This is a genomic window from Bradyrhizobium sp. Mp27 (genome assembly GCF_029953005.1).
GTDB classification, from domain to species: domain Bacteria; phylum Pseudomonadota; class Alphaproteobacteria; order Rhizobiales; family Xanthobacteraceae; genus Bradyrhizobium; species Bradyrhizobium barranii.
In genome coordinates this window covers 89,124-108,875 of the sequence record NZ_JASAUS010000009.1, presented here as the reverse complement: position 1 = coordinate 108,875, position 19,752 = coordinate 89,124, and the positions used below count along the sequence as shown (strand labels likewise).

Annotated in this window: 16 protein-coding genes, 1 tRNA gene and 3 pseudogenes; 14 read left to right on the top strand and 6 right to left on the bottom strand. The window is 64.1% G+C overall.

Annotated elements, in window-relative coordinates:
* The first annotated feature begins 37 nt into the window (after positions 1-37).
* The gene (locus QJT78_RS08770; RefSeq protein WP_335337528.1) at positions 38-562 is read left to right on the top strand and encodes a tripartite tricarboxylate transporter substrate-binding protein; all 525 of its coding nucleotides are present in this window, start codon (positions 38-40) and stop codon (positions 560-562) included.
* Positions 544-1,008: pseudogene (locus tag QJT78_RS08765) on the top strand (tripartite tricarboxylate transporter substrate-binding protein); the annotation flags it as partial. The gene QJT78_RS08770 and the pseudogene QJT78_RS08765, both read left to right, overlap by 19 nt.
* A 79-nt stretch (positions 1,009-1,087) precedes the next feature.
* Here QJT78_RS08765 and QJT78_RS08760 read toward each other — a convergent pair.
* Positions 1,088-1,489, bottom strand: a complete 402-nt coding sequence (locus tag QJT78_RS08760) for a hypothetical protein (RefSeq protein ID WP_155257689.1) — start codon at positions 1,487-1,489, stop codon at positions 1,088-1,090.
* 273 nt (positions 1,490-1,762) lie between these two features.
* Between QJT78_RS08760 and QJT78_RS08755 the strand changes: the two genes are divergently transcribed.
* Entirely contained in the window at positions 1,763-3,106 is a 1,344-nt protein-coding gene (locus QJT78_RS08755) for a YcaO-like family protein (protein ID WP_028146595.1), read from the top strand.
* A gap of 210 nt (positions 3,107-3,316) precedes the next feature.
* Here the strand turns inward: QJT78_RS08755 and QJT78_RS08750 are convergent, their stop codons facing one another.
* Complete coding sequence (locus QJT78_RS08750; protein WP_157790110.1) at positions 3,317-3,505, bottom strand: hypothetical protein; 189 nt, start codon at positions 3,503-3,505, stop codon at positions 3,317-3,319.
* On the opposite strand from QJT78_RS08750, the gene QJT78_RS08745 reads away from it, so the two are divergent.
* Positions 3,485-5,251, top strand: coding sequence for a BTAD domain-containing putative transcriptional regulator (locus QJT78_RS08745; protein WP_157790111.1), 1,767 nt, complete (start codon positions 3,485-3,487; stop codon positions 5,249-5,251). The two genes, QJT78_RS08750 and QJT78_RS08745, sit on opposite strands and share 21 nt — an antisense overlap.
* Before the next feature lie 12 nt (positions 5,252-5,263).
* On the opposite strand, the gene QJT78_RS08740 is transcribed toward QJT78_RS08745, so the two are convergent.
* Positions 5,264-5,656, bottom strand: coding sequence for a hypothetical protein (locus QJT78_RS08740; RefSeq protein WP_028146593.1), 393 nt, complete (start codon positions 5,654-5,656; stop codon positions 5,264-5,266).
* 651 nt (positions 5,657-6,307) lie between these two features.
* On the opposite strand from QJT78_RS08740, the gene QJT78_RS08735 reads away from it, so the two are divergent.
* The 3 genes from QJT78_RS08735 (at position 6,308) to QJT78_RS08725 (ending at position 8,466) form a co-directional block, all read left to right on the top strand.
* A complete protein-coding gene (locus tag QJT78_RS08735; RefSeq protein ID WP_038941970.1) occupies positions 6,308-6,628 on the top strand; it encodes a hypothetical protein in 321 nt (106 codons plus the stop codon).
* 243 nt (positions 6,629-6,871) lie between these two features.
* Complete coding sequence (locus QJT78_RS08730; protein ID WP_157790112.1) at positions 6,872-8,077, top strand: DUF6056 family protein; 1,206 nt, start codon at positions 6,872-6,874, stop codon at positions 8,075-8,077.
* A gap of 315 nt (positions 8,078-8,392) precedes the next feature.
* Positions 8,393-8,466 (top strand) — tRNA-Gln (locus tag QJT78_RS08725).
* A gap of 162 nt (positions 8,467-8,628) precedes the next feature.
* Here the strand turns inward: QJT78_RS08725 and QJT78_RS08720 are convergent.
* Positions 8,629-10,145: pseudogene (locus tag QJT78_RS08720) on the bottom strand (caspase family protein).
* A gap of 510 nt (positions 10,146-10,655) precedes the next feature.
* On the opposite strand from QJT78_RS08720, the gene QJT78_RS08715 reads away from it, so the two are divergent.
* The 6 genes from QJT78_RS08715 to QJT78_RS08690 all read left to right on the top strand — a co-directional run bounded on the left by QJT78_RS08715 (position 10,656) and on the right by QJT78_RS08690 (position 16,016).
* Positions 10,656-11,018: a DUF1428 domain-containing protein gene (locus QJT78_RS08715; RefSeq protein ID WP_038941968.1), complete on the top strand. Its 363-nt coding sequence runs from the start codon at positions 10,656-10,658 to the stop codon at positions 11,016-11,018.
* Between the two features lie 369 nt (positions 11,019-11,387).
* Entirely contained in the window at positions 11,388-12,641 is a 1,254-nt protein-coding gene (locus QJT78_RS08710; protein ID WP_028146588.1) for an ABC transporter substrate-binding protein, read from the top strand.
* Positions 12,642-12,708: 67 nt separating this feature from the next.
* Positions 12,709-13,572: a branched-chain amino acid ABC transporter permease gene (locus tag QJT78_RS08705; RefSeq protein WP_028146587.1), complete on the top strand. Its 864-nt coding sequence runs from the start codon at positions 12,709-12,711 to the stop codon at positions 13,570-13,572.
* A complete protein-coding gene (locus tag QJT78_RS08700; protein WP_028146586.1) occupies positions 13,572-14,543 on the top strand; it encodes a branched-chain amino acid ABC transporter permease in 972 nt (323 codons plus the stop codon). Before QJT78_RS08705 ends, QJT78_RS08700 begins: the two co-directional genes overlap by 1 nt.
* On the top strand, positions 14,533-15,300 hold the full coding sequence (locus QJT78_RS08695; protein WP_028146585.1) for an ABC transporter ATP-binding protein: 768 nt from the start codon (positions 14,533-14,535) through the stop codon (positions 15,298-15,300). Before QJT78_RS08700 ends, QJT78_RS08695 begins: the two co-directional genes overlap by 11 nt.
* Positions 15,297-16,016 carry an ABC transporter ATP-binding protein gene (locus QJT78_RS08690; RefSeq protein WP_038941967.1) on the top strand — a complete coding sequence of 240 codons (720 nt, stop codon included), beginning with the start codon at positions 15,297-15,299 and terminating at the stop codon, positions 16,014-16,016. Before QJT78_RS08695 ends, QJT78_RS08690 begins: the two co-directional genes overlap by 4 nt.
* Here the strand turns inward: QJT78_RS08690 and QJT78_RS08685 are convergent.
* A complete protein-coding gene (locus tag QJT78_RS08685; RefSeq protein ID WP_049807401.1) occupies positions 15,998-16,663 on the bottom strand; it encodes a TetR/AcrR family transcriptional regulator in 666 nt (221 codons plus the stop codon). The two genes, QJT78_RS08690 and QJT78_RS08685, sit on opposite strands and share 19 nt — an antisense overlap.
* Positions 16,664-16,770: 107 nt before the next feature.
* Between QJT78_RS08685 and QJT78_RS08680 the strand changes: the two genes are divergently transcribed.
* On the top strand, positions 16,771-19,059 hold the full coding sequence (locus tag QJT78_RS08680; protein ID WP_038941966.1) for an arylsulfatase: 2,289 nt from the start codon (positions 16,771-16,773) through the stop codon (positions 19,057-19,059).
* A 125-nt stretch (positions 19,060-19,184) separates the two neighbouring features.
* Here the strand turns inward: QJT78_RS08680 and QJT78_RS08675 are convergent.
* Positions 19,185-19,726, bottom strand: a pseudogene (locus QJT78_RS08675) (invasion associated locus B family protein).
* Between the last annotated feature and the right edge of the window lie 26 nt (positions 19,727-19,752).

Here is a 19,752-nt window from a genome sequence, read left to right as displayed (position 1 = left end):
CCCAATCAACAAAACAGCAACAGTAGGGGAAACTTCGATGAGATCGATGTGGCTTGGTCTTGCCGCAGCCGTGCTGCTGGCGACGTCGCCGGCAAAGGCGCAGGACGGCTATCCGTCCAAGCAGGTGACGGTGATCGTGCCCTTCGCCGCCGGCGGCACCGCCGACATCTTCGCGCGCATGGTGTCGAACCATCTGCAAGTGAAGCTCGGCAAGCCGTTCGTGGTCGAGAATGTCGGCGGCGCCGGCTCGATCCTCGGTGTGACGCGGCTGGCGAAATCGGCGCCTGACGGCATCACGCTCGGCCTTGCCAGCACCTCCGCGCTCGCGATCAACCCCACGCTCTACGGGCCCAAGCTCAGCTACCAGCCGGACAGGGACCTGGTGGCGGTCGCCCAGATCAGCGTCGTGCCGAACGTGCTCGTGGTGAATCCCAACAAGATCAAGGCGCGCACCGTGCCGGAGCTGATCGCCTATCTGAAGGCGAACCCGACAAGGTCTCGTTCGGCTCGGCCGGCGTCGGCACCTCGCAGCATCTTGCCGCCGAACTGTTTCAACAGATGACCGGTACCAAGATGGTGCATGTGCCCTACAAGGGCTCCAGCCAGATGCTGACGGATCTGTTGAGCGGCCAGATCGATCTTGCCTTCGACAACGTGCCGCTGCTGCTACCGCAGGTGAAGACCGGCCAGCTCGCGATGCTCTCCACTGCAACGCCCAAGCGCGCCGCCTTCGATCCGGAAGTCCCGGCCGTCGCCGAATTCCTGCCGGGCTTCGAGGCCGTGGCCTGGCACGGCTTCTTCGTTCCCGCGGCCACGCCGAAGCCCATCGTCGAAAAGCTGTCGGGCGAGATCCGCGCCTTCATGCAGCAGCCGGAGACGGTGCAGAAGATGGCCGAGCTCGGCGCCGCCGCGGTTGCGGTCGATTCCGAACCTTTCAAGGCCTACATCGCCTCCGAGACCGAGCGGTGGAAGAAGGTGATCGAAGCGGCGAATATCAAGCTGGAGTAGGCGACGGTGGCTTATCTGGCGGACGGGTCGCTGTCGGCTCAGCTTCCTCACGATCCCCGCTGAGCTCGGGGCTCGGCCCTCATTCGAAGAACTCGCCAACCCAGTTGTGCCTGACAGCCTCGACGTGCCAGCCCATTGCGCGTTGCGCGTTCGGCAGGGGATCCGGCACGTCGCTGCGGACGTGACTGTCGAGGCCTCGCGCACGGTGCGCGTGTCGTCCTTCGCTCCGCAGGCGAAACCTGCCTTGTGACTCGAAAATCCGGCTGTAGCCGTCGGTCGGGAAGAATGTTCCTGCGATCGGAAAATGGGTCGGCTGCTGCCGAAGCATCAGGAACGTAATGTCCTCCGCGGTTTCCGACAGGAGAATGCCAACGGCCGTGTTGACCGGCGCGAGGCCGATCGGAGCTTCGGCCTCCGGTTCAACCTTGCCCGCTGCGCTCGCGATGGTGATGAACTCCGAGTTCGGACCGCAGCGGGACACGATGATCCATCGCCGGACCTTGCGTCGGATCGAAATCGGTCGATGATAGGCCGCGAACGAAAATTCCGCTGCCATAGCAACGACAAAGCCATTTTTCCACATACCGGCCATCTAACCCGTTACGGTCGAGGGCCGATCATCATGCGGGGGCGTGAAGCCAGCGTGAATTCGCACGGTCGCGGCATCATCGCACGAATGTCTTGACCTGCCGCGGGGGCCTTGATGGCATGCTGTCGATCGCAGCTGTACCCTGCCGGGTAGCGGAACCGACCGATGGAAGCATCGAAGGCAACCAATCTGTTCGAGCGGTTGGCCGCATATCTGGCGGGCCCGCCAGCGCACGGCCGTGATCGTGAGCTAGAATCCATCCTCGAGAAACTCGACTACCTCCCGTCGGGTGGGACGGAGCCGTTAGAGACGCGCAATCGCATCGCGCTGCTCGAAGCGGCGGCCAGATTTTCCGACGTCTTCCAGCTGGTCTCCAGTGATGCTCCGGGAGTCACGTTCTTCGGCGCGGAGATCAGTGCGACCGGCGTCGATTCCACCTTCTCGCATCAGGCTCGCTCGAGTGCATCCGGCGCCGGTCTCTCGCTTCGTCAGGCTTTCGAATCATGCATCGGAGAAGGGGTCGAATACCTCTCCCAGTTCGAGACCGTGCTGGATCGTCTTCACCAGGGCCCGATCGCAGATGGACTTGCCGCCTTCGATCCCGCATCCCGGTCGGTCCTGACCGAGTTCATGCGGCTGTCGGTGGGCAACGACGTCGATTGGATCGAAGCGACGCAGCTATCGAGCGGCCGGCCGGTGCCGTTTCCGGCGGACCTGTGCCTGCGCCGCACGCCCGAGCGAAGCGCGCTCACGCCGCCATTCAGCCTGAGCTCGGGCTGCGCGGCCGGCACCTCGTTCGAGACGGCTGCGTTGCACGGGATGCTGGAGCTGGTCGAGAGGGATGCGGCGAGCCTGTGGTGGCGCGGCGGCCTTCGCGGGCGGCAGATTGCACTGGAGGGGCACGCCGCGGCAACGGCCGCAGCCTGGGTTGCACAAGCGCGCGGCGGCGTCACGACGAGGCGAACCTGGCTGCTCGAGATCACCACCGACATGTCGGTGCCTTGCATCGTGGCGATCTCCTGCTGCGCCGATGGCAGCGGCTTCGCCTGCGGACTGGCTGCACGCTTGAGTGTCGAGAATGCGGTCCGCTCGGCGCTGACGGAGATGTGCCAGATGGAATTGGCCTATGCCGTCGTCGAGCAGAAGCGCCGGGAAGGAGGCGACGAGCGGCTGAACGAACATGATCATCGTCACATCGCTCGCAGCACGCTGATCGATGCCGCGAGTTGTGAGCTGCTGCATCCGATCGCGCCCCGCCACGCAACCGTCGAGTTCAGCCCGGACACGCCCGCGCGGCAGCTCGCTGCATTGATCGAGAGACTGTCAGCCAGAGGCGTCGAGACGTTTGCCATCGATCTGACCCGTCCCATGTTCGGGATTGCCGTCGTTCGGATCGTCGCGCCGGCGCTCCAGATGGAGCCGTCCGACGTCGTGACCGAACGTCTGGTGTCCGCTCGGCGCACGACCGGAGGAGGCGATGCCTATACACGTGGAATTAGTTTGTTATAGTTGCTGTTATTCCCAAAAGCGATTTATCGGAGCGGATCCAAAGTGAGCGCTCGTGCACCTCTCTCGAAGTCCATTGCAAGGGATGGTGGAATTCCCAAGCCGAGCGAAAGCCTGTCGATTTCCGTTTTGGGCGGTCTGTCCGTCGCATTCGCGGGGCGGGAAATTCGGGTCAAGAGCCGAAAGTCGCGGGCGGTTCTCGGCTACCTGGCATTAACGGATCGCCACCAGGAAACACGCGAGCGTCTGGTCGGGCTGCTGTGGAGCGAGTCCGACGAATACAAGGCGCGTGCGTCGCTTCGCCAGGTCCTCCATGAGTTGCGGGAAACGTTCCTGGAGGCCGGATATGACGGATTGCAGATCGAGAAAATGCTCGTCGAAATGGATCGCCATCGGCTGCATGTCGATCTCCTCGACACCTTGCGAGAGGCCGAAGCGCAACAGGCGCATCCGCTGCTGATGAGCGCGCCAGGTGTCATGGAAACTCTTCTCGCGGGCCTCGACGATATCGACCCGTCGTTCCGTGTCTGGCTTCTCGCCAAGCGGCAGACCTTCCATGATCGCATCTCGCGTGCACTCGAGGCCGGCCTCAGGAACGTCGGACTTGCCGTGGCGAACAGGCGCGCGCTGGCCGAGGCCATCCTGAATCTCGACCCGACCCACGAGGAGGCGTGCCGCTACGCGATGCAGACGCGCGCGGAAGAAGGCGACCTGTCCGGCGCGCTCCGTGTTTACAAGACCTTGTGGAACATCCTCGACGATGAATATGGGATGGAGCCTTCGGCCAAGACCCAGCAATTGATCGCCGACATCAAGAACGGCCAATTCGAGGGTGAGGCCGCATCCGCTGCGGGCGATCAGATGCAGCGCGACGGCGCACAGGTTTCGACCGCCGATGAAGCGCCGAGACCTTCGCCGGCCTCGTCCCGGGCGGCGGCCAAGATCGCGATCCTGGTCGATCCGTTCAGCATGAACGGCGTAAGCGCGGACCGCGTCCACCTCGTGACGGGCTTTCGACATCATCTCATCGCCTGCCTGACCAAATTCCGCGAGTGGTATGTCGGAGACGGCACTACGCAACAGCCCGTGGCGCCGGGAGAGCGTACGGCAGCGTCCCGCTACAGCGTGGCGGCGACCGCCTATCAGGCAGGTGACACGATCAGCATGGTGCTGACGCTGCGAGAGACGAACGCCGGCGTCTATATCTGGAGCGACACGTTCGAGCTGAAGCTCGAGAACTGGTTCCAGGTGCAACAAAGGATCGTGCAACGCACGGCGCTTTCGGTGAACGTCTATCTGTCGACCGAGCGGCTGACGCGCGTGGCCGTCGCGCCGGACGTGTCCCTGGACATCTACGACCGCTGGCTTCGCGCACAGGCCAGCTTCGGAAGCTTCAGCGCCGAACATTGGCGCGCTTCGACCGCGCTCCTGACCGAGGCGATCGCCGTCGCTCCGAACTTTTCGCCGAGCTACAGCGCGCTGGTTCAAATGAACAATACCGAGCATCTCGTGTTTCCGGGCCTGTTCCGCGATCTGACGAAGGCGAGGTCCACGCTCGAGCTTGCGAGAACGGCGGTGCAGCTCGACCCCGTCGATTCCAGGGCCCAGCTCTGCCTCGGCTGGTCGCAGGCGATGCTGATGCAATATTCGGAAGCCAGTGCCCACGTCGATCTCGCATGCGAGCTCAACGGCAACGATCCCTGGACGTTGCTGTCGGCAGCGTCCTGCCACGGGTTTTGCGGCAATTTCGAGCGTGGCAACGAACTCGTGGCAGAAGCTCTCAAGGTGTTCTGGTCGCCGCCGCCACTGCACTGGCCCTATCGCGCCGTGCTTCAGTTCATGCGAGGCAATTACCTGGAGGCGATCGAGGGGATCGATCGCGCCAACAACGTGGCGAAAACGCTCCCGGGCTGGAGGGCGGCCGCACTGTATCATCTCGGCAGGACAGAAGAGGCGCGCCTCGAGGCCAGGAAATTCCTCGATGGAATCCGCGCGATATGGTTCGGCAAGCCGCCCGCCGACCAGGACATCGCGCTCTGGCTGCTCCATGCGCAACCAATTGCCCGTCGCGAGGATTGGGAGCGCCTGCGCGATGGCATAGGCGGCGCAGGCGTCCCGGTCGTCGGCTTCAGGCATCACGCATGGTGAGCGGGTGCCTGCTCACCCGCAGAACTTGATCGTGTACTCGCCGACACGCTTCGAATGGAACAGCAGCCTGCTGCTGGGGGTATCGTTCTTCAGGCTGCTGTCCTTCATGTCGCTCGCGTAGAACGGCGGCATTGGGTAAGGGGAGGTGCCTTGCACCTCCTTTTCGGCCTCATTGAGCAGCTCGGCCGGCGGCAGCTTGATCAGCAGCTTGCCGTCATCGTAGCCCGCCTCGATGAAGACAAGCTCGGTGAATTTCTGCGGATATTTCGCCATCACGTCGGCCTTCAGGAGCTGGTCCTGGAATTCGGCGACGGTGGTCGGGCGCGACGACCGATCGCGAGCCCATTTTTTCACGAGCTCGCCCCACTTGTCATAGTTTTCGACGTCGAACATCTCGAATTTCATTGCGGTCTCCCTTGGCTTTCCGCCGGCGGCATTGCCGGCCGTTCGAAAAAAGGTCAGATCGGCTTCCTTCAGGTCGTCGAGATTGGCGGCGAACGGAGCGGTCTCGGCCGGCTCTGGAACGGTGGACCGCGCCGGCCGATCGTAGACTTCCCAAAGTCGACGATGATCCTAGTCTGGCAACGTGATTTGAACGTGAATCGCCCTTCGCGGGTGGCGAGACCGGCTGCATCGGGGGAAGCACAGATCCGCTTGACCCGTTGAGACGCCTCTCGACCGCCGAATTCACGCGCCTTTCACGATCAGCTTCGCCTTGCAAGCCTATCCTTCCTCCGCCGCCAAAGCACGGTCGGCCGTAAACCGATCGACCCGTTCTCCGTCGCAAGAGACAACCGCGGGTGAGGAGCATGACACACACGACGAGCGCCGAATGGATCTACTATGAAGGCGCTTGGCGGTGAGGCTCCGGCCGTCGCTAACGCGATCCGCGCCAGGGCGGCAGCCGGGACTTGAAAGCCTGGTCGGAGGAGGAGGCGGTTTGTCGGGGCCTGATATCTGTCCGTCAGGTTGCGCTGATTTGATAGGCGAAAGGTCGGCGCCACAGGTCGGGACGAGGAGCGGACAATTCGCAGCTTGGCAAAGGAGAGACGTGTCATGACTGTCCTGCTGAGAAACACCTTCAAGGTCTGGATCGACCGGGCGCCGGGCGCGCCGCCCAAGCTGGTCATGGTCGGCGACGTGAGGGTACCGACCGATGGCTGGCAGGCCCGGCTGACCAGGCGCTCGCCGCAGGGGATCAATCCGAAGATCCTGATCCTCGACGTGAAGACGCAGCAGCCGGGCGGCGATGCGCAGGAAGCGATCACCACGATCCCGCTCCGCTACGAGGAGAGCCCGCCGCAGGACGAATACGGCCAGGTGATGATCGCGAACGGCAAGGCTGAGATCGTGGTTCGAGTCTGCGGCTCGAACTAGCCTTTCGATTGTTTGCCCGCGGAACCTGTGATCTTCTGTGCCGCGTTGCATAACGAGGGTTGCGTTCGGGGCTGTTCGCTCTCACGTTGCTGCCGCTTTGCTCTGTTGATTTGGGGGATTTCCTGTGCGCCTCGGAAGCCGCATGCCGGACGTGATGCCTATCGTGGCCGCTTCTGTCGCTCTCTTCATCCTGCTCTGGTTCGCGTCCATCGCGCTCTATGCGATGCCTGAATCCGACGATTATTGCGTGACGAACGCGTCAACAGCATGGGTCTCGTCGGAATGGTCAAATCCTATTATTTGCACCGGATGGGCCGACTGACCTCGCTTGTGGCGATCGCCGCCCCCGCCGTTGTCAGCAAGGTGACAGGCGTCGATTACGTGGTCGTCTATCCGGTCATACTCATTTGCGGCATGGCCATCTTCTTGGCAGTCAGCGTTTATTGGGCCGGTCGAATGTGGACCGGCCTGTCGTGGCCAGAGAGAGTTTTGGCGGGTGCAATGCTCTGCGCGGCGAGCTTCGTTCTGGCGATCAGTCTGCGCGAGATGCTTTACTGGATCTCGGGCAGTGCGTCCTACATGGTTCCCGCCCTCTTCGTGATCATCATCCTCGTCGAGCTGGTGCGGTCCGCAGCGAACGAAACCGTGCTCTCGACCGGCCAAATCGTCGTTCTCTCCGCAATCGGCTTCCTGGGTGCTCTGGCCAACGAGTTCACGCCATTTTGGATCGTGGCCCTCGTCGCCGGTTCCGCGCTTTATCGCGCGTTCTACCATCCTCGCCCGCAACTGGCGGGCCATGCAGCGATGCTGACGGCGACCTTCATCGGACTTGCGATCCTGCTTTTGTCACCGGGGAATGCGGTCCGGATGGCGGCATATCCGGAGGGGGGGAAGATCGCCGCTTCCTTCTCGATGGGGTTGTACTATCTGTGGCTCGAGCTGGTCCGGCATTACACCGAATCCGCGACGTGGGCCTGGCTCGGTTTCGTGGCGTTGTTTTCGGTCTTCGTGGTGCCTTCGCAACCGAGGCCGGCGGCGCGGCTGCTGGTCTTGATCGTCGGGCTCGTGGCGGCGGTGCTCGCTGGTCTCTATACCGCTTACGTCATTGCCTATTTTGCGACGGCCGAGGATCTCGCGACGCGAGGGCGGAATCAGGTGGTGGTTTTTCTTCTTGCCGGAGGGGGCTGCGTCGTCGCCCTGGCTGCCCGCTTCCTTCCCTCCCTGGGCCATCATGCCCATGTTCGCATGACGGCCCTGGTGGCCTGCGGGCTCCTTTCTTTTTTGCTCCTCGATAGCGTCGCGCTGGGATACGTCTCGCGCCGAGGAGTCGCAATTCGCGACCTTCTGGAGCGAGAGTGTCCAGAGGCATCAATTTCTTCGGACGACCAAGGACCTGGATGTCGTCGTCCCCAAGAGATCGGTCAAGCCGTCCATGCTGATGGACGGTGAGCTAACCAAAAATCCGGGCCAGCTGCCGAATGATTGCGTCGGCGAATTCTATGGCAAGCGATCCGTGGTCTTGGGCGATTAGGTCATCGGATCAGCCTGTAAACCCTCCCGCGCTTCGTTCGGGCGATCGCCGGCTGCGGTGTGCAGGCGTTTCCATGGCGCGAACGCAGCGAGAACAAGCGGCGATGCTCACAGAGGGGCTAGACCGCGAACGCCGGCGCGGCTATATGAGCGCCAGCGCGCCGCTGATTTGCAAAACTTTTGCTGCGGCTTGCAAAACTTCCGAAGAAAGTCTTGTGATATCAAGCACTTCGGTGGGGAATGGTGTAACGGTAGCACAACAGACTCTGACTCTGTTTGTCTTGGTTCGAATCCAGGTTCCCCAGCCAGTTCCGGGCGATTTACCCAGATCATAACCTGCTCTGAATCGGGCCCGCGTCGCGAGCCTGACGCGCCGTCGGCAGGCCTCCCCTTTCGTCGGTGCGGCCTCGGCGCCTTGGCCGGACTCATGGCGCCCGCGATGCGCCGCGCGGCGATCCAAGGCGAAACGATTAGCGGCGCTTCTTCCGGCCCGTCTTGGCGGCACGCTTTTTCGGCGTCCGCCGCTGGCCGCGACCTGCTTCTGCCGCGCCCCATGGAATTTTCGCGCCGACGCGCGTCTTGGCGCCGACGAGATTGGGCGTCTGGTTGTATTTGAGGCGACGGAGTTTGGCCGTGACGAGCTCGCTCAGCTCCTGGAACGACGGATTGGCGCCGCGGTCTCGTTGTTCGCGCAGCACCTTCGCCATGCAGAACGTGTAGGCGCCATACGACGTGACGCCGTCACGATATTCATAGGTTAGCTCCTGCTCCTGGCAGGCCTCGAGGAGAATCGGCAGATAAGGACCGTGATGCCCGAGCTCGGCCCGCGTCTTGTTGTATTCCTTGTCGGGCTGGGTGCGGAGCGCCATGCTGCGCCCGAGCCGCTGCGTGGCGCCGTTGTCGCCGAGATAGTCGGCGCCGTTCTTGCTCTTGCTCAGGCTCTCGTTGAGGGGAGGGAACTCGCGCGGCACCCACATGCCTTCGCTTGCCTCCCACCGCAGCGCCCGGTGGCGGATATCGTCGGGCGGCGTCAGGCCGCGGATGCGCGGACCGCCGTCACGTGTCATGCCGCCGGAATGGCAGCAGTCGAGCATGGCGACGAAATAGCAGTCATATGGAAGCTGCGAGTAGAGCTGGCTGAACTGGCGGTCGAGAATCGCGTGCTCGGGCGTCCAGTCGAAATCATAGGGGACCAGGCACTCGTCGACGCTATCCGGTGCGCCGCTCGGGCTGTACCTGGGAATCTGGGCGCCATGGCCCGAGTAGAACAGCATACGCTCGTCGCCGTCGCGGACGCCCTCGAGCAGCCAGTGAAGCCTTCCATAATGCCCTGCGCCGTCGCCCGCTCATTGAGCACGACGCGTATTTCGTCAGGCTTGAAGCCGCTTTCCTGCAGCACCGAGCTCATGAGGAATACGTCGTTGACGCATCCTTCGAGCCTGTCCGCGGGTTTGGGATAGTCGTTGATGCCGATCAGCAGGGCGCGGCGGGTCGGCCGGGCGTCAATGCGGGCAATCCCCCGCGCGGCGCTGACGATGGAGCGTGACGCCGGCACCGGGACCACGTCGTGCCAGACGGTGGCGACGGTCTCGGGGCGCGACAGGTACCAGGTCGCGTTGTGATTCAGGAGATCGTTGGGGACATCGAACGGTGTCAGTACCTGCTGAAAATTGTCTGCGGCGATCTCGAGCGGATAGGTGAGAACGCGATCTTCCCGGTTGAACAGATGGTACCATTTCCGGCTGGGAAGGTCCTGAATGCGGCCTGCGAAGATGTCGCGCACCGCTGGATTGCCGATTTGCGAGCCGAACGTGACGAAGACCTTGTCCCTGATCGCAGCGGGGTTGCGCACGAACGTGTCGTAGCAGATCAGCGAGCCGAGACTGTGAGCCAGGACAACGTCGTAGTTGCCGCTCTTCAGCTTGTCGAGGACTGCGCCGCGCAGCGCGGCCTGCAGCTGCTCATCCACCGACCACTGGGCGACCATGCCAGCGGTCCATCTGATCAGGGTTGGTACGTCTTCGAGGCTGCGTGTGCCCGCGAGCAGATCACCGATCCCGTGGACGGTCGCGCTCGCCAGCAGTTTCGCCAGCGCGATGCCGTAGGTGACGAGGTTGGGCGGGCTCTTGTCGAACAGGTCGTCATACGAGAGGAAGTCGATGGCCGGGTTGAGGCTCTGATCGACGGACTGGACGGCGCGTATGATCGCCTCGGACCATGACTTTCGAAACTCGGCGTCGATCTCCGCGTGACCGACGCCGTGGACACAAAGCAATGACAGGCGGGTGCTCATGCAAGCTGCCCTCTCAACTGCAATCTGAAGTAGCCGATGTTCGAGCGCAAACGTCCGGGATGATGTCACGGCGCGGCGAGCTTCAAATGTGAAGTAGCGCACGAAATCCTCGCGACAGTTTGCCTCACCTTGCGGGTCGATGACGTGTCGGATCGCCGTGCGCCGCTTCGTCCTTGGGGCAGGCAACCCAAAGGAGATCCCGTGATGCCCTATGTCGATGGTTTCGTGCTGGCCGTGCCGAAGGACAAGATCGAGGCCTACAAGGCGCTGGCGCGAAAGGCCTGCGCGGTGTGGATGGAGCACGGCGCGCTCGATTACGTCGAGTGCGTCGGCGACGACGTGCCCTATGGCGAATTGACCTCGTTTCCGCGCGCGGTGATCGCGAAGGAGGACGAGGTCGTGGTGTTCTCCTGGATCGTCTACCGTGACCGGGAGACCCGCGATGCCGTCAACAAGAAGGTGATGGCCGATGAGCGGTTCAAGGGCGCCGACATGCCCTTCGACGGCAAGCGCATGATCTATGGCGGCTTCACGACGCTGCTGCGGGCGGGCGACGTCGTCGGCTGACGGCGTTTCGCAGGGTGGGTTGGCGGCAGCGTAACCCACCGCCTCTGCGTTCGCGGAAACACACGGGGGCCGGGTTACGCCAGCGGACCGCGCTTGGCGCAGTCGCAGCGTTAACCCCCCCCTGCAGATGGCAATGGCGTCCGCCGTTCGGGTTACCGCGTTCGCGCCGGACGACGCCGGATTTGAACGCCGCCCGCGCCGGCGCGTTCGCTGCCTCCCATGCAGCATTGCGCAAGTCCGTTTCACCTTGCCGGTGTCCGGCTGGCATGCCATCCTAGATCCACCAGGCATAAACAAACGGAAGCGGGCGCTTAGCCTGCAGCTTCCAAAATAGCTTGGTCGGGGAAACCCTTTGGGAGGTCTGATTTGATGAATTTCAAGCACGTCACCAGGCTGTTTTGCGCGGCCGCGATGTCTCTAGCGCTTACGTCCGGCGTCCACGCGCAGGACAAGGTCGTCAAGATCGGTGTGATCATGCCGATGTCCGGCGGCACCGCCTCGATTGGCGCGCACGCCAAGGCGGCGCTGGATGTCGCAACCGACATCATCAACAACGCCCATCCCGAGCTCGGTAATTTCCCGCTGGCAAAGAACGCCGGGCTCGCCGGCCTCGGCGGCGCCAAGGTCGAGGTGATCATCGCCGACAACCAGGGCAACCCCGCAACGGGCCAGAATCAGGCGCTGCGCCTGATCACGGAAGAGAAGGTCGCGGCCGTGTTCGGCTCGTATCAGTCCGGCGTCACGCTGACCTCGAGCGCCATCGCGGAAAAATACGGAATCCCTTTCCTGAACTCTGAATCGGTCGCCGCCAATCTCACCGAGCGCGGCTTCAAATGGTTCTTCCGCACCACGCCGATCGCCACGGACTTCGCCAAGATCTATGTCGACTTCCTCGCCGACATCAAGGCGCAGGGCGCCAAGACCGACAACGTCGCGGTGGTCCACGACAACACCGAATACGGCACATCGGTCGCGAACACGATCGCGGCTGCCTTCAAGGAGAAGGGCCAGCCGATCGCGCTCGACGTTGCCTATCCCGTCAACGCGACCGACTTGCAGGGACAGGTACTCCAGCTCAAGGACAAGAAGCCCGACGTCGTCATCATGATCAGCTACACGTCGGACGCGATCCTGTTCGCCAAGACGATGCAGTCGCTCGACTACAAGCCGGCCGTGCTGCTTGCCGATGACGCCGGTTATTCCGATCCGTCCTTCACCAAGGCCGTCGGCAAGATCTCGCAAGGCGTCTTCAACCGTTCGTCCTGGGTCGTGGGACCGCCGGGCTCGCCGTCCGCCATCATCGCCGACATGTACAAGAAGAAGAGCGGCGAGGAGATGGACGACACGGTCGCCCGGCAGATGCAGGGCTTCTTCGTGCTGGCCGATGCCATCGACCGCGCCGGCTCGACCGAGCCTGCAAAGATCCAGGCCGCGCTGAAGGCGACGGACCTCAAGCCCGAGCAGCTCATGATCGGCTACAAGGGCGTGAAGTTCGACGACAAGGGCCAGAACATCCTGGCTTCCGGCGCCATCATCCAGCTCCAGGATGGCGAGAACTACGTCGCGGTATGGCCGAAGGCCAATGCCGAGAAGGCGCCGGTACTGCCCTACAAGGGCTGGTAAGATTGCCTGAAGGCGGGACCGCGCGTCCCGCCTTTCCCAGAATGTTTTGATCAGAGCAACGCAGCTCATGTCCTTCGTACTCGTGCAGGTGATTGTCGGCGGGCTTCTGCTTGGCGCCGTCTACGCCCTGTTTTCCTCGGGCCTCACGCTGGTGTGGGGCATGATGAACATCGTCAATTTCGCGCATGGCGACTTCGTCATGCTTGGCATGTACGTCGCCTATGTCGTCTATACCCTGATGGGGGGAGGGCCGATCCTCGGCGCGCCGCTGGCGACGCTGGTGCTCGCCACCGTCGGCGTCGTGGTCTATTTCGCGCTGATCCGCGACATCATGAAGGGGCCGATGCTGGCGCAGATCCTGGGCACGTTCGGGCTCGCGCTGCTGCTGCGCTATTCCGTGTTCTGGTGGTTCGGCGCCAACTTCCTGTCGATGCCGCCGAATATCGTCGGCGGCACCTATGCATTTGCCGGCCTGCGCATCGAGGCCTCACGGCTGCTCGCCGGCGTGGTCGCACTGCTGGTGACATTCGGCCTGCACCTCTTGCTGACGCGCACATCGCTTGGTTCAAAGATGCTGGCGGTGGCGGAGGATCAGACCGCGGCTCAGCTCATGGGCATCAGGCCCGACACCATGCAGGCGATCGCCTGGGCGATTGCGGCCGGCGCCACCGGCCTGGCCGGCGCGCTGATCGCGAACTTCTTCTACATCGTGCCGACCGTCGGCGAGACCCTCGGCATCGTCGCATTCGTCACGGTGTCGCTCGGCGGTTTTGGTAGCGTGCCGGGCGCTCTCGTCGCAGGGCTGCTGATCGGCGTCATCGAATCGCTCTCCGGCTATCTGATCGGCGCGGTCTACAAGGACATCGTCGTCTATGTCCTGTTCCTGTCCTTCCTCTGGTTCCGGCCACAGGGTCTGATGGGGAAGATGTGATGCGGCGCTGGATCTGGCTTTCGGTCGTCGCAGCCATTGCGGTCGCCTATCCGCTGCTGCTGTCCTCGCCGTTCCAGCAGCGCTTGGGCGCGCTGGTGCTGCTTTATGCGATCGCGGCGTCGGCCTGGAACATCGTCGGCGGCTATGCCGGCCAGGTCTCGGTCGGGCATGTCGTGTTCTTCGGCTGCGGCGCCTATGCCGCGATGGGCTCTTATGCCAAATTCGGCCTGTCGCCGCTGCTTGGAATCCCCGGCGGCATCGTGCTGGCGGTGGGGCTTGCGGCGGTCATCGGTGTGCCGACGCTGCGCTTGTCCGGCCATTATTTCAGCATGGCAACGATCGCGGTGGCAGAGACGGTACGGCTGATCGTGACCAATACCGAATGGCTTGGCGCTGCCGTCGGTCTCTCCGGTCCGACGGTCCCGCGCAACGTCTTCGATCTCTCATTCCTGTCGTCGCTGCCGTACTACTACCTCTTCCTGATCGTCCTCGTGATCACGCTGTTCATCACCTGGTGGATGACCAACAGCCGCATGGGATTCTATCTGCGCGCGATCAAGGATTCCGAGCGCGCCGCGCGCTCGCTCGGCGCGCCTGCGAGCCGGACCAAGCTCTACGCCTACATGCTGAGCGCGGCGCTGACGAGCGTTGCCGGCGCGCTCTATGCGATGATGTTCGGCTTCGTCGATCCCGAGTCCGGGCTCGGCATCCTGATCTCGGTCAAGATCCTGATCATGGCGGCGCTGGGCGGCGCAGGGCTGCTGTTCGGTCCGCTGGTGGGAGCCGCGATCCTCGTGCCGCTGGAGGAGATCTCCAACAGCTGGCTTGGCGGCAAGGGGGCGGGCCTCACCTTCGTGGTGTATGGCGCGATCATCGTGCTGATCGCGCGCTTCCAGCCCGGCGGCCTGCTCAGCCTGTTCGTGGGACGACGCAAGCCCGGCGCGGATAAGGGAGCGGGCCATGCTCCTTGAGGCGCGCGGGATCACAAAGGCGTTCGGCAGCTTCAAGGCGGTGGACGATGCGTCCGTCACGCTGGAGCAGGGCGATATTCTCGGCCTGATCGGCCCGAACGGCGCCGGCAAATCCACCTTCTTCAATTGCCTCACCGGCGATCTCAAGACCACCTCGGGCCGCGTGCTGTTCGAGGGGACCGACATCACCGACTTCGCGCCGGAGCAGCGCGCCGGCCTCGGGCTTGCCCGCACCTTCCAGGTGCCGCAGACCTTTGAAGGCATGACGGTGCTCGAGAACGTCATGATCGGCGCCTTCCTGCGCACCTCGCATCGCCACGAGGCCGAGACTAGGGCGCGCGCGGTGCTGGAGCGCGTCGGCATGAGCAGGCTTGCGGATGCGCCGGCGCGCTCGCTCGGCACGCCGGGCCGCAAGCGGCTGGAGATCGCCCGCGCACTGGCGACCGAGCCGAAGGTGCTGCTGCTCGACGAGGCCATGGCCGGGCTCAACGCCCACGAGGTGAGGCTCGCGATCGATCTCGTGCGCGACATCCACCGTTCCGGCATCACGCTCGTCATCGTCGAGCACATCATGGAAGTGATCATGTCGCTCGCGAGCCGCGTGATGGTGTTTCACCAGGGTAAGGAGATCGCCCGCGGCTCGCCGCGCGAGGTCACCTCGAACCCGGCGGTGATCGAAGCCTATCTCGGCAAACGCGCCGCGAAGGCCGCGGCCGGCCATACGCCGGTCGAGCTGATGGGCGGGCCGGACCTATGAGCGGTGCGCTTCTTCGGATCGAGCACCTCGAGGTGCGCTATGGCGACCTCATCGGTGTCTCCGACGTCTCGCTGGAAGTGCCGGAGGGCAGCGTCGTCGCGCTGCTCGGTTCCAATGGCGGCGGCAAGACCACGACGCTGAACGCAATCGCGGGTCTCATTCCCGTGCATTCCGGATCGATCAGCTTTCGCGGCGAGGACATCGCCGGCCAGAAGGCCTTTGCGATCGTGCGCAAGGGGCTGGCGCTGTCGCCGGAAGGCTGGCGGCTGTTCGTGCAGCAGAGCGTCGAGAACAACCTCATGCTCGGCGCGACGCCGCTGCACGACAAGTCGCGCCAGGCCAATTTGCTTGAGCGCGTCTACGAGATATTCCCGCGCCTGAAGGAGCGCCGCAACCAGCGCGCCGGCACCATGTCCGGCGGCGAGCGGCAGATGCTCGCGGTCGGCCGCGCGCTGATGAGCGATCCGAAGCTATTGATGCTGGACGAACCGTCGCTCGGCCTCGCGCCGGCGGTGGTCGAATCCATGTACGAGACCTTCGGCCGACTGCATCGCGAGGGCCTGACCATCCTGCTTGCCGAGCAGTCGATCGAGCTGGCGCTGGAAGTCTCGGACTTCGCGACCGTGCTCCAGGTCGGCAAGAGCGTGCTGTCCGGCACGGCCGCGGGGCTCGCACAGGACCCGCAGGTGCAGAAGGCCTATCTCGGCGTCGACTGATTGATCTCCGCCTGGAGCAACAGCAACAGGCAACCGGCCAGTCGCGTCTCCATCTCTTTTGATCCAAGCGACAGCGGCCCGGGATCGTTGAGGGTCGCGTTCACCAGCGTGCCCAGCACGACCTGGAAGCCGAAGGCGATGGTGCGGGTCTTGGCGGCCTTGCGTCCCTTGCCCATGGCCGGGAGCAGGAGAGGGGTTGCGCGTTCAGTCGTTGCCTTCGCGAGGGCCTTGAACGGCGTCCATTTGTCCGGGCGGGTGTTGTCGTGCTGAAGCGCGGCGCGCAGCACGCCTTCGTGGTTTCGCATCCAGGCGATGATGCCGCTGACGATGGTGTGGCAGAGCTTGTCGAGGTCCGTATCCGATGACGGTCGCCTGATTTCGCCCAGCCGCTGTTCGCCGTCGCGCGCAGCCAGCGCCATCAGTGCGTTGAAATAGGCCTCCTTGCTCTCGAAGCGGCTGTAGAAGGCGCCGACGGTGGCGCCGACCTCGGTGCAGAGCGCCTCGATCGACAGCTCGGCCAGGCTGCGCGTGCGCAGCATGTCGGCGCCGGCGCGCAGCAGCGCCAGCGTCGTCTCGCGGCTGCGCTTTTGCCGCGACGGGGCAACGCCGGGCAGGTCGAAATCGGGTTCGTCCGAGCTTGGCCGCATCCGTGCTTGCATCCGGCTAAAACAATAATCATAAGTCGGATTATAATCTAGGCGTGGCCGAGCCGCGGGTCAACCGCAGCCGCCGGGCAACCAGCAGGGAGAAGCAGATGAGCGCAGGCAGCGGCACGCCGTTCCGCGGCACCGCCGGCAAGACGGTCGCGGAGTCGAAACCCTGGTGGCCGGAGGCGCCGAGGCCGCCCGACGGCGCGCCGAACATCCTGGTCGTGCTGTTCGACGACGTCGGCTTCTCCGATTTCGGCTGCTATGGCTCGACAATCAAGACGCCGACCATCGACCGGCTCGCCGCGGAAGGCCTGCGTTACTCAGGATTTCACACCACGGCGATGTGCTCGACGACGCGCGCCGCGCTGCTGACAGGGCGCAACCATCACTCGGTCGGCGTCGGCTGCCTTGCCAATTTCGATTCCGGTTATCCCGGCTATCGCGGCAAGATCGCGCGCGAGGCGGGGACGCTGGCCGAGATGCTGCGCCCCCATGGCTATCGCAACTACATGGTCGGCAAATGGCACGTCACGCCGCTGACCGAAAGCGGAGCTACCGGCCCATTCGACGGCTGGCCCTTGGGACGCGGCTTTGATCGCTTCTACGGCTTCCTCGATGCCGAGACCGACCAGTATGCGCCCGAGCTCGTCTCCGGCAACACGCATATCGATCCACCGGGCACGTATGCGGACGGCTATCATCTGACCGAGGATCTGATCGACCAGTCGATCCGCTTCATCGGCGACCATGTCGCCGATCGGCCCGACATTCCCTGGCTCACCTGGGTCGCACTTGGCGCCTGCCACGCGCCGCATCAGGCCCCGGCCGACATCATTGGGAGTTACGACGCCGAATTCGCGCACGGCTGGGACGTCGAGCGCGAACGGCGTCTGGCACGCCAGAAGGCGATGGGGCTGGTGCCTGAGGGAACGCGGATGCCGGCGCGCAACGACGGCGTGAAGGCCTGGGAGGAGCATTCGGCCGACGAGCGCCGCGTCTTCACCCGCCTGCAGGCGGCCTTCGCCGGCATGCTCGATCATTCCGATCGGCATCTTGCACGGCTTGTCTCGTTCCTGGAAACGGCCGGCATCCGCGACAACACCGTGATCATCGTGATGTCCGACAACGGTGCGAGCCAGGAGGGCGGGCCGCTCGGCTTCGTCAACGCGATGGGGCCGTTCAACTTCAAGCCGGAGCCGATCGCGGAAAAGCTCAGCCGTATCGACGATATCGGCGGGCCCGACACCCACAGCAATTTCCCGCATGGCTGGGCGATGGCGTCGAACACGCCGCTGCGGCGCTACAAGCAGAACACCCATGGCGGCGGCATCCGCGATCCCTTCGTCATCAACTGGCCCAAGCGAATCGCAGGCAAAGGCGAGCTGCGGCACCAGTTCGTCCACGCCTGCGACCTCACGCCGACGCTGCTCGAGCTGATCGGCATCGAGGCGCCGAACGAGATCGGTGGCTGCCCGCAGATGCCGCTGGAAGGCGAGAGCTTTGCGCGCTCGATCACCGATGCGTCTGCACCGTCAAAGAGCGCGCCGCAATATTTCGAGATGTTCGGCCATCGCGGCCTCTGGCAGGGCGGCTGGAAGGCGGTCGCCTTTCATCCCTCGGGCACGCCGTTCGAGAACGACAAATGGGAGCTGTTTCATCTCGACGAGGATTTCTCCGAGACCGACGATCTCGCCGCAAAGGAGCCGGAGCGTCTGGCAGCAATGATCGCGACCTGGTGGGCGGAGGCCGAGAGGCACAAGGTGCTGCCGCTCGACGATCGCTTCGGGCCGCGCTTCGCCGAGAACGCGGCACGCTTCCACGGTGCGCGCCACCATTTCGTCTTCCACGCCGGCATGGGCCACGTGCCGACCGACGTCGCGCCTGACGTGCGCAGCCGCAGCTACACGATCGAGGCGCATGTCGAGATCGACGAAGCGGGTGCAAACGGCGTGCTGATCTCGCATGGCGATGCGACGTCGGGCTACAGCCTCTACCTCAGGGACGGCCATCTCGTGCACGATCTCAACATCGGCGGCAGCCACCAGATCGTGCGGTCGGACCGCAAAGTGCCGTCAGGCGCGCGGCGGCTCGGCGTGCATGTCGAGCGGCTTGTGCGCAAGGAGCCGCCGGCGAAAGGCTCGCGCACCGGCGTCACCGAATACACGCTGCTGATCGACGGCGAGCCGGCGGGGTCGCTCCAGACCCAGCTCGGCTTCCACACGCTGATCTCGTGGTCCGGCCTCGACATCGGCCGCGACCGTGGCAGCCCCGTGTCGCATTACGAGGCGCCGTTCGAGTTCGAGGGGCGGCTGCTGCGCGTCACCGTCACCATGCACGACGACCAGAAGCTCGACGGCGATGCTGTCGGCAACGCGCAGATGGCGCGGCAGTAGGGAGAAAACGGTGTGGTGTCATGCCCCGCGAAGGCGGGGCATCCAGTACGCCGCGACCCCTCGGCTCCAGTCGCGCTCTCTCTGGAATACTGGATCGCCCGCCTTCGCGGGCGATGACAGCATGCCTACTTGATCTTGTCGTAGGCGGCCGCGAAATCGCCCAGCGGCATCGGGATCGCGATCGCCTCCTTGGCCATGTTCTGGAAGGAGACCTTCAGCTGCTTGCCCGACCGCAAGGCCGCGAGCAGGTCCGCCGCGATTGGCGTCGAGGCGTAGCAGCCGCGGTTCTCGCAGGTCTGGATCTGGAGGTCGAATGTCTTGCCCTCGTCGACCTGGAGCTTGGCCCCGACGGGCAGGTTGAGGCCGAGCGGCAATTGCAGCAGCGCCACCGGCGTGCGGGTGTCGGGCGCGATGGGCCGGTCTTGGTCAGCACCGCGTTCTGCTCCATCGCGCATTCGAGCGGCGCATCGCGGCTGACGCTGGTGCAGCGCACGACCCATCCGGCTTGCTGCGCACCGTCAGCCTGCGGCTGGGTCGGGGCTGGCGCGGACTGTGCTGCCGGTGCAGGGGAAGCGGCGCTCTTTTTGGCGCTCTGCTGGGCATACGCGCCGCCTGTCGACAGCAGAAGGGCGGCGGCGAGGGCGACAAGTCTGGATTGCATGGACATGGCGAAACCGCGTTGGCGTGAACCGA

Coding starts and splice junctions, on each gene's coding strand:
- QJT78_RS08770 (WP_335337528.1), top strand. CDS start 38: ATGAGATCGATGTGGCTTGGTCTTGCCGCAGCCGTGCTGCTGGCGACG.
- QJT78_RS08755 (WP_028146595.1), top strand. CDS start 1,763: ATGGAAGCATCGAAGGCAACCAATCTGTTCGAGCGGTTGGCCGCATAT.
- QJT78_RS08745 (WP_157790111.1), top strand. CDS start 3,485: ATGGATCGCCATCGGCTGCATGTCGATCTCCTCGACACCTTGCGAGAG.
- QJT78_RS08750 (WP_157790110.1), bottom strand. CDS start 3,505: ATGCAGCCGATGGCGATCCATTTCGACGAGCATTTTCTCGATCTGCAA.
- QJT78_RS08740 (WP_028146593.1), bottom strand. CDS start 5,656: ATGAAATTCGAGATGTTCGACGTCGAAAACTATGACAAGTGGGGCGAG.
- QJT78_RS08735 (WP_038941970.1), top strand. CDS start 6,308: ATGACTGTCCTGCTGAGAAACACCTTCAAGGTCTGGATCGACCGGGCG.
- QJT78_RS08715 (WP_038941968.1), top strand. CDS start 10,656: ATGCCCTATGTCGATGGTTTCGTGCTGGCCGTGCCGAAGGACAAGATC.
- QJT78_RS08710 (WP_028146588.1), top strand. CDS start 11,388: ATGAATTTCAAGCACGTCACCAGGCTGTTTTGCGCGGCCGCGATGTCT.
- QJT78_RS08705 (WP_028146587.1), top strand. CDS start 12,709: ATGTCCTTCGTACTCGTGCAGGTGATTGTCGGCGGGCTTCTGCTTGGC.
- QJT78_RS08700 (WP_028146586.1), top strand. CDS start 13,572: ATGCGGCGCTGGATCTGGCTTTCGGTCGTCGCAGCCATTGCGGTCGCC.
- QJT78_RS08695 (WP_028146585.1), top strand. CDS start 14,533: ATGCTCCTTGAGGCGCGCGGGATCACAAAGGCGTTCGGCAGCTTCAAG.
- QJT78_RS08690 (WP_038941967.1), top strand. CDS start 15,297: ATGAGCGGTGCGCTTCTTCGGATCGAGCACCTCGAGGTGCGCTATGGC.
- QJT78_RS08685 (WP_049807401.1), bottom strand. CDS start 16,663: ATGCGGCCAAGCTCGGACGAACCCGATTTCGACCTGCCCGGCGTTGCC.
- QJT78_RS08680 (WP_038941966.1), top strand. CDS start 16,771: ATGAGCGCAGGCAGCGGCACGCCGTTCCGCGGCACCGCCGGCAAGACG.